The 6,366-nt window shown below is 61.4% G+C and carries 8 protein-coding genes; all 8 read left to right on the forward strand.

Going from position 1 to position 6,366, the window contains the following annotated elements:
• Positions 1-115: 115 nt before the first annotated feature.
• Entirely contained in the window at positions 116-574 is a 459-nt protein-coding gene (locus QVO51_RS02430) for a hypothetical protein (protein WP_022357088.1), read from the forward strand.
• On the forward strand, positions 571-3,906 hold the full coding sequence (locus QVO51_RS02435) for an FtsK/SpoIIIE domain-containing protein (protein WP_022357089.1): 3,336 nt from the start codon (positions 571-573) through the stop codon (positions 3,904-3,906). The genes QVO51_RS02430 and QVO51_RS02435 overlap by 4 nt, the downstream gene beginning before the upstream one ends.
• Before the next feature lie 11 nt (positions 3,907-3,917).
• Positions 3,918-4,202, forward strand: a complete 285-nt coding sequence (locus QVO51_RS02440) for a hypothetical protein (protein ID WP_022357090.1) — start codon at positions 3,918-3,920, stop codon at positions 4,200-4,202.
• Positions 4,199-4,486 carry a hypothetical protein gene (locus QVO51_RS02445; RefSeq protein WP_015559307.1) on the forward strand — a complete coding sequence of 96 codons (288 nt, stop codon included), beginning with the start codon at positions 4,199-4,201 and terminating at the stop codon, positions 4,484-4,486. The genes QVO51_RS02440 and QVO51_RS02445 overlap by 4 nt, the downstream gene beginning before the upstream one ends.
• Positions 4,483-4,680 carry a hypothetical protein gene (locus QVO51_RS02450; RefSeq protein ID WP_022357091.1) on the forward strand — a complete coding sequence of 66 codons (198 nt, stop codon included), beginning with the start codon at positions 4,483-4,485 and terminating at the stop codon, positions 4,678-4,680. The genes QVO51_RS02445 and QVO51_RS02450 overlap by 4 nt, the downstream gene beginning before the upstream one ends.
• A gap of 52 nt (positions 4,681-4,732) precedes the next feature.
• Positions 4,733-5,491 (forward strand): hypothetical protein, encoded by a 759-nt coding sequence (locus QVO51_RS02455; RefSeq protein ID WP_022357092.1) that lies wholly within the window; start codon positions 4,733-4,735, stop codon positions 5,489-5,491.
• Between the two features lie 8 nt (positions 5,492-5,499).
• Positions 5,500-5,778: a PE domain-containing protein gene (locus QVO51_RS02460; protein WP_022357093.1), complete on the forward strand. Its 279-nt coding sequence runs from the start codon at positions 5,500-5,502 to the stop codon at positions 5,776-5,778.
• A 21-nt stretch (positions 5,779-5,799) separates the two neighbouring features.
• A partial coding sequence (locus tag QVO51_RS02465; protein ID WP_288167776.1) for a tetratricopeptide repeat protein occupies positions 5,800-6,366 on the forward strand: 567 nt, incomplete at its 3' end.

Genomic DNA, 6,366 nt, shown 5'->3' on the forward strand with positions numbered 1-6,366 from the left:
GGACTCCCTGCCGCCGCTGGAGCTGCCCCGGAAGGAGGAGCAGTGGTGCACCCCGGCGTACTGCACCCGGGCGGCAGAAATCTGCGGCGCACGCATTGCCTGGTGCAAGGATGTCATGGCATTCGAGCCGGAATTTCTCACCCTGTCCGAAAGACTCCGGAGCCTGGTGCCGGATACGGGGGCGTTTGAACTGGCACCGGTGGTGCTGCGGTCTGCCATGATCGACCAGGAGGTATTCACCACCGCCCGGACGGTGCTGACGGCGCCGGTGTATGACTGGCTGCCCCAGGTGGCACTGCTGGAAATGAAATTTCACCGGCTCAGCCCGGAGGAGCGGCAGCAGCTATGCAGCGTGCCCATGCTGGAAAAGCTCATCGGGGCATTCAAGACCTGCATGGCGCTGGAGGATCGGATGGCACAGGATCCGGTGTTCGGCAAGAAGGTATTCAAGGAGAAAAAACGCTGCCGGAAGCGAAACATTCCCTTTCTTTCCAGCAGCATCTATAAACAGTGCAAGCAGCCCCAGGTGGCGGATATGCTGAAGAATCCGGATCTGCGGCAGTGTACGGTATGACAGGTGAGGGCATGAAGATGGACAAGGATTATCTGTTGAATCAGCAGCGGCTGACGGAGCTTGCCGCCGCATTCGGGGAGCGGTGCGCCCGGGCGCAGGAGGCTGCCCGGCAGGCGCATGGGGAAAACGAGCAGACCTATCAGCGTGCCAATGGGGATTTATACGCTGTTCCCAGAAGCCAGGTGGAAACCGATCTGCATGCCATGGAGGAGATGGTTGCGGAAATTCAGCGGATCCAGAAAAAATTCCCGGCGGACGGGCCGCTGCTGTCGGAGGTGATTGCAGAAACCAAGCCTCTGCCCCTGCGGGGGAAGAAGTGCCTGGATGCGTTCTCCATGCATGCAAAGGCGTTTCTTTCCGCCGCAAAATCCCTGTGCGTGCAGCCGGCTGCCCAGGATGAAGCCGTGTGCGAGCGGCTGGCGGTATCCTACTGCAACGCAAGGGCGCTGTACCAGGAACTGGACGCATTGCTGGATCGGGACTATCCCACAAGGGCGATCCGGGCACAGCTGCGCCGGGATCGGGAGGATCGGGGAGAGCAGATCGACAGCACCTGCCGGGAGCAGTGTGATGTGACCCGGTGGCAGGCGTATGGGGAATGCCGGGCACTATGTGAAGGGCTGAACCGGCAGGCGGTACAGGTGCGCAGCGATTTGCTGTCCTGTGACCGGCTGGGGGCGGAGGAAGCCCCCAGGCAGATCCTGCTGGGGCGGGCGGCATTCGCCCTGTCCCCGGAAACGGAGAGGTTCTGGCAGGAAAATTTCCACCCGGATCCGGAGGCCTTCTGTTCCAACCCCTTTTATGTGGAGCTGAACCCGAATTTTTCCTCCATTGTGGTGAACGCCACCGGCGCACAGATCGAAAGCCGGGAGTTTGAGAGCCTGTTGGTGAATTGGTTTTTGCAGTTTCTGGTATCCTTCCCGGTGAAGGCGCTGCACGTCTGCGGCATGCAGGGGGATCTGTCCGGTGTGGTATGCTCCCTGGTGTCGGAGCTGACCAACGGGGTGGGGGAGGCTGTTACCTTTGACGGCCCCAAGGCCACGGAGGATGCCATTGCCGCAGGGGTTGACCGGATCAGCAGCCTGATGGAGGAGCGGATCCGGTTCTACGGCAGAAAATACGCCAATATCTACGACTACAACGCCCATTGTCCGGATACGCCTCAGCCTTTTGTGCTGGTGGTGATCCACAACTATCCCTATGCCTTTGAGGAACGCTCCGTCCGGAAAAAGGTGGAGAATCTTCTGGAAAGCGGTGGGCGCTGCGGCATTCTCACCCTGCTGGTGAACCATACGGACGCCCGGCTGACCCGGTTCGGTGAGCCGGTGCCGCCCCTGGATGCGGACAGGTACGGCTCACTGGTGGTGACCTACACCGGGGAGGGGTGCTTCACCGCAGGGGGCAGAGCATACAGGGCGGACATTGCCCAGCCGGCGTTTTCGGAGGGGGCGCTGTGGCAGCTGCTGGCGGATTCCACAAGATATGTGTCCCGGCCCATCCAGCTGGATTCCCTGCTGCACGAAGCCTATGACCGGACGCCCTATTACGATGAATTGAAGATTCCGGTGGGCAGGAGCGGCAACCAGGTGCAGTACTTCCGTCTGGATGTGGAAAGCACCGGAAAATCCGCTGCTCTGATCGCCGGGGGCACAGGCTCCGGCAAGACCACGTTTCTGCATACCCTCATCCTCAGCGGCGCAATGGCGTATTCTCCGGAGGAGCTGGAGTATTACCTCATTGACTTTAAGGATGGGGTGGAATTTTCCAACTACTTGAAGCGTCCGGGGGAGGCCAGCGCCTACATTCCCCATGTGTCCTTTCTTTCCCTGAAAAACCGGGTGGAGGACGCTTACGATGTGCTGCACAAGATCTCCGCTCTGAAGGAGCAGCGGAACCGGCTGTTCAACCGGGCAGGGGCAACGGATTTCAAGACCTATCACATGAGCAAAAAGGTGCAGAGCGGGGAATTGCCCAGGCTCAAGCGCACCATTGTCATCATTGACGAGTACCAGAATATGCTGGAGGCCACCGGAAACGGCAGTGCGGCACTGGCGGCAAAGTGCTCCGCCCGGCTGCTGGCGCTGCTCAAGGAGATCCGGAACGCCGGCATCAGCATCATCCTCAGCAGCCAGGCCATTTGCGTGGGCAGGGAGGCGAAGGATCAGATTTTCAACCGGATCGTGTTCAGCGGTTCGGAGAATACCATCAACAGCGCCTTTGAAACCAGCCGCAGCGGAGAAATGATGACCGATTTGCAGCAGGAGCGGGGGCTTGCCTATCAGTCGGAGGACGGGGGCGTGCATGCCACCCTGTTCAAGGCGGCGTGGGCAGGGAAAACCAATGGGGCGGAGCATCAGCGGATCGCAAAGGAGATCTGTGACAAGTGGGCGAATATTCCCGTGCCCCCCATGATCATTTCCGGCAACGAAGCACCACTTCTGGTGGGGGAGGGGAACTCCGATCTGTGCCGGTGCGTGCTGCCGGAGCCGGGGGATACCGGGTATCAACTGGTGCTGGGGCAGTCCTTTCTGTCCGATGAGCCGGTGGGACTGGAGCTGTCCAGCGGCACCTTCTCCGGCTATGTGATGCTGGGGGAGCTGTCCAGGCTGCGTGCTCTGGAGGCTTCTGCGGCATTGAGCTTCTTGCAGCAGCTCCGGGCGGAGGGCTGTCCCTTGGCGGATGCAGTCACCTACTGCGACCTGAACTACACCAGCCAGGGGCGCAAATACAGAAGCCCGTTGGAGGATATGGCGCCCATGCTGTCCGGCAGTGTGGCATACATCAAGAACGAAGGGGATGCGGCAGGACAGATCACCCGGCTGCATGACCTGTACCATGCACGGCTGGACGGGCTGAAGGCAGGGGCGGAGATCGACCTGAGCCCCAGACTGCTTATCGTCAGCAGCGCCCGGAATATCCTGGACTTTGCGCCGGAGCAGGCTGCGCCCCGGGAGGAACTCAGTGCCTTTGACCGACTGCTGATGGATACGGACGGAGGGGCTGCACCGGGGGCACGGGAGTTGAGCCAGCAGTTGGAACTGCTGTACACACGGGGCTATGAGCAGCATATTTTCGTGATCCTCACGGAAAAGGAGCCCCAGCGGCTCCGGGAGCTGATCCCCAGAGGCATCCGGTACCAACGGGCGGTGTTCTGCTCCAGGGAAGCCCTTGCGGCGGCGGACTGGAGCAACGGCGGCGAATATGTGTCGGTGGATACCCTGGCGGCAAACTGCTGCGTGGTGCTGCCCAATGTATCCAAGGTGCGTCCCTATCAGTACGAGAACTGGAAGGGCTGGTTTGACCGGTATCGGGCAGCCCTGCTGGATGGGTGAAAGGAGCCGGTATGCAGGATAAATTTTTTGTAGACCTTGCCCGGTTGGAGGAGTATACCGCATCCTTAAAAAAGCAGCTGGATCGGATGCAGGAGGCGGAGGCGTACCTGCAAAAGCGCACCCGTGCCCTCAGCGGCATGCTGGAGGATCAGGTGACGGTGCGTCTGGAGGAGGAGCTGGGCTATATGCGGCAAAGCGTGGATCGGCTTGGGGGCGAGATCGCCCGGCAGGTGTCGGATACGAAAAAAATGGCGGAGCTGTACCGGATGTATTTGCAGCGGGGTGATATTTTATGAGCGAGCATACCATACGGGCGCAAACGGAGCATCCGGAGGAGGCGATCCTGGCGTTCAGCAAGGAACTGGGGGAGTATGTAGACACCATGTCCCGGCTGTTTTTGCAGTTGAAGCAGGAGCATGCCAATATGCATGACTTCTGGCGTGGGGAGCAGTATGACCGGTTCTCTGCCTTTTTGGATGCTACGGTGGCGGATGCGGTCAAGCAATTGAAGCTGCTCCACGCCATGGAGGGGGATCTTGCCCGGAAGGCAAAGCTGCTGCGGGAGGCGCAGCGGCAATGAACCGGATGCAGAACCTTGCCCGGTGGGACGACTCTCTGGGAGAGCGGCTCAACGGCATGACCCGGCAGGCGTGGGGGCTGTTCACGGCGGAGCAGGCGGCATTTGAGGAGCTGCTGAAGCCCCTGGAGCAGACCTGCCCGGAGGTACAGCCCCTGACCTTTGATCCGGCGTCCCTTGCCCCGCCGGAGGAGTAGCGGCGGAGCATGCAGAACGGGCAGATGCAGCAGACTGCAAAAGGAGGTTCACATGGCACGGTTTTCAGCGGAAACGGTGCGGCTTGCCAAGCAGGAGCTGGATGAGAGTCTGGCGAGGATGCAGCAGACCGCACGGCAGCTTGCCCGGCGTGGGGAGCATGCAGAACGGTCGGCACGGGCGGAGCAGACAGCCGCCGGAGAAAAGTGCAGGCAGATGCAGCAGCAACTGGATCAGGTGCGGGAGCTGATGGTGCAGAACCAGGCGGCGCTGTACCGGCTGGAGGACGGACTGGGCAGCGCATTTCGCCGGCGGGAGGCGGCACTGTGCCGGGAAAAGGCGGCGGAGGAGGCGCTGGAGGAAGCCCAGCGTCAGTACCGGGCGGCAAAGGCTATGCCCCTGCCGGCAGAAAACGACCCCTCCTATGCCTTCCTGGAACAGGGCAGACGGAATGCCCTGAAACAGGGGGCACGGCAGATCGCCGATGCACAGGAGCGGATCCGCACCGCCCGGCAGGAGGCGGAGGAGCTGGCGGTACAAATGGGGGATGCGGCGCCGAAAATGGATCAGTGCCGGGCACGGCTTGCACGGCTTGGGGGCGCAGTCACGGCACTGGGCAGTCAGATCCGGACACTGGAACGGTTTCTGGAATCCCTTGCTGCGGGTCTGGAGGCATATGAAGCACAGGGGCAGACCCACCTGTCCGGTATGGAGCATGCCATCCGGTGCATGGAGGAGCCCCAGCAGCTGGGAACACAGGCGTGGAAGGCGATCTCTGACTATGAGGATGCAATGAACCGAATCAGATACTAGGTGATAGCATGGAACGGATGGAAACAGCAGCGCCCCATGCACTGCGGGATACCGCAGACAGGCTCCGGCGCACTACAGAGCAGTGCATGGCAGCGCAGGAGCGGATCAACAGGGCGGTGCATCAATACCAGGAGGCGCTGGACGATCGGGTATCCGCCGGAGCGGCACAGGCATTACAGGTAACCGGTCAGCGGCTGGAGGCGGTGTATGCGGCTTACGCAGGGGCATACCGACAGCTGCACCTGGCGGCGGATGCGTTGGAGGCATACGAAAAGCTGGGGAAATAGCACATCGAAAGGACGATCAGAATGGACAGGGACAACAGAGAGGGTATGGAGCAGGCGATCCGGGGGGCGGAGGGCCTGCTGGAGCTGGGGCTTTTCACAGAGGCGGAGGCGGTGTTCCGTCAGCTGGCGCAGGAGGCACCGGAGCATTACCGGGTATGGCTTGGGCTGGCACGGCTCCGGAGCAGGAATTTTACCCAGCCGGATCCCAACGCACAGGGCTTGCTGGAGCGGGCTGCGTCCTTTGCCATGACGGTGGACGAATACAATGACCTGAAAGCCACAGTGGGGAGCTATGCCCAGCTGCCGCCCTTTGCCCATGGGGAGCAGGCACCGGATCGGATGCCGGACGTGGAACAGCTGGAAAAGCTGCACCCCATCAGCGTGCCCGTGTCCAGCCAGGAGGCAGTGCTGGAGGCAAGGGAGGCTGCCCGGCTGAAGTATCTGAAATGCCTGCTGCTGATCGTGGTGGTGATCGGCTTGCCCACCGCATTCATCGTCAGCTGCAGCAACGGGGTGAACCCCATTACCAACGCCCTGCTGTCGGATTCTCAGCAGGAGGTGCCGCCGCCCACCACCCATCCTGCCACC

Origin of the sequence: Ruminococcus sp. CAG:379 (assembly GCF_000434255.1) — a bacterium.
Taxonomy (GTDB): Bacteria; Bacillota; Clostridia; order Oscillospirales; family Ruminococcaceae; genus Ruminococcus_F; species Ruminococcus_F champanellensis.

Coding starts and splice junctions, on each gene's coding strand:
- QVO51_RS02450 (WP_022357091.1), top strand. CDS start 4,483: ATGAACCGGATGCAGAACCTTGCCCGGTGGGACGACTCTCTGGGAGAG.
- QVO51_RS02440 (WP_022357090.1), top strand. CDS start 3,918: ATGCAGGATAAATTTTTTGTAGACCTTGCCCGGTTGGAGGAGTATACC.
- QVO51_RS02445 (WP_015559307.1), top strand. CDS start 4,199: ATGAGCGAGCATACCATACGGGCGCAAACGGAGCATCCGGAGGAGGCG.
- QVO51_RS02455 (WP_022357092.1), top strand. CDS start 4,733: ATGGCACGGTTTTCAGCGGAAACGGTGCGGCTTGCCAAGCAGGAGCTG.
- QVO51_RS02460 (WP_022357093.1), top strand. CDS start 5,500: ATGGAACGGATGGAAACAGCAGCGCCCCATGCACTGCGGGATACCGCA.
- QVO51_RS02435 (WP_022357089.1), top strand. CDS start 571: ATGACAGGTGAGGGCATGAAGATGGACAAGGATTATCTGTTGAATCAG.
- QVO51_RS02430 (WP_022357088.1), top strand. CDS start 116: ATGGCATTCGAGCCGGAATTTCTCACCCTGTCCGAAAGACTCCGGAGC.